This window comes from Mesorhizobium sp. M4B.F.Ca.ET.089.01.1.1 (assembly GCF_004022605.1).
GTDB lineage: Bacteria > Pseudomonadota > Alphaproteobacteria > Rhizobiales > Rhizobiaceae > Mesorhizobium > Mesorhizobium abyssinicae.
Map to the genome: position 1 here is coordinate 1 of NZ_RZOS01000776.1, position 1,609 is coordinate 1,609.

The 1,609-nt window shown below is 66.9% G+C and carries 2 protein-coding genes; both read right to left on the minus strand.

Annotated features, from left to right (window positions below; genetic code table 11):
• Positions 1-66: 66 nt before the first annotated feature.
• Positions 67-966 (minus strand): protein-L-isoaspartate O-methyltransferase, encoded by a 900-nt coding sequence (locus tag EN780_RS33760; protein ID WP_128276417.1) that lies wholly within the window; start codon positions 964-966, stop codon positions 67-69.
• Positions 967-1,128: 162 nt separating this feature from the next.
• Positions 1,129-1,609 (minus strand): divalent metal cation transporter (locus EN780_RS33765; RefSeq protein ID WP_189556968.1); only part of this gene is annotated, 481 nt, incomplete at its 5' end.

The following is a 1,609-nucleotide window of genomic DNA, read 5'->3' on the forward strand; positions in this document are numbered from 1 at the left end:
GCTCTAAGTATCTGTTTTGACGCAATTCCGGACGGAAAACCGCTGCGCACTTTTCCTGGAATTGCTCTAAGGACGTTTGGACGGGCGTCGGCCCGACAGCGGCCGCAAAAGATTCCGCCGCTCAGCGCGCTCGTCCCCGCTGACGTCGACGCCTCGCGACGAAAACCAGACGTCGCCGATGATGGCAGTGGCGGTGCGGTCCGGCGCCTTGTCGCTGATCAGCCAGATCGAGCGGCTGCGCGCCGCCTTTTCGCGATCGGGGATTTTCGCCGAGGGGTCCGTGGTCGATGCGCCGACGCAAGGGATGAACCACGAGCCCATGAACGGGCGGCAGGCAAAGCCGGATTCCGTGCTGGTCACCAGCACCGCCAGCGCGACGCGTTCGGCAGGGCGCCATGGGAAGACCATACGGCCGCCCGGCTTCAGCGCCTTCAGCCAGGCGGCCGGAGGCGCTGCCACGCCGGCATTGACATAGACGATGTCGGACGGCGGCAGCGGGCTCGCGACGGCATTGCCGTGGATGACCGTCACGTTGCCAAAGGCGGCGAGGTTCTCCTCGGCCCGGGCGGCAAGTGCTGCGTCAAGCTCGAAGGCGATGACCGCGCCGGGCGCGGCCAGCTTCGCCAGCAGCGCAGTGTAATAGCCGGTGCCGGCGCCGATATGGGTGACGACCTCGCCTGGCTTGGGCGCGACCTTGCCGATCCACATGGCGTGCAGGATGGGCTCGCCATTGTTGATGCCCTTGTCGGCATCGAGCGCCACCAGCACGTTCTGGTAGATGTGGGAGGGATCTGCGGTCGGCGTCTCGACCCTGCCGTCACCGGCGACGACGGTCCACGGCCCCGGCCCGAGAAAGGCCTCGCGCGGCACCGTGGCGAAGGCCTCCTCGAGGCGCGGATCGGCCGAGCCGGCATGGGCGGCCATCAGTCGGGCGTAGAATTGGCGGGCCTCGGCGGTTCCGGTCATGGTGGCTTGAGAAGATAGCGCGGCCCGCGGATTTGTCGCGGTGGCGCGGGTCCCCGGGCGTGCCGCGCCTGGAGGAATTCAAGCGGCACGCCTCAAGTCGCTTGCTTTCATGCATGTCGTCGTCCCAAACCGCAGCGCACTCTTGGGCGACGTGCATTGTTCTCAGCCGAAGCCGGCGATGGTGTCGTAGAGCAGCTTGAAATTGAGCACCAGGATGACGGCGGCGACGACCCAGGCGAGCATGGCGACCGCGCGCGGGATGGCAAAATTGCCCATCTTGTTCTTGTCGGAGACGAACTGCACCAGCGGGATGACCGCGAAGGGCAACTGCATCGACAGGATCACCTGGCTGAACACCAGCAGCTGGCCGGTGCCCCTCTCGCCGTAGAGCGCGGTGACGATCACCACCGGAACGATGGCGATGCCGCGCGTCAGCAGGCGGCGCGCCCATTGCGGGATGCGCAGGCGCAGGAAGCCTTCCATGACGATCTGGCCGGCAAGCGTCGCCGTGACCGTTGAGTTGAGGCCGGAGGCGAGCAACGCCACGGCGAAAAGGATCGAGGCGATGCCGAGGCCGAGCAGCGGCGACAAGAGCTCGAAGGCCTGGCCGATCTCGGCGACGTCCTGATGGCCGGTGCCATGG

Bases quoted from the DNA above. Each gene is read 5' to 3' on its own strand.
- EN780_RS33760 (WP_128276417.1), bottom strand. From the start codon at position 966: ATGACCGGAACCGCCGAGGCCCGCCAATTCTACGCCCGACTGATGGCC.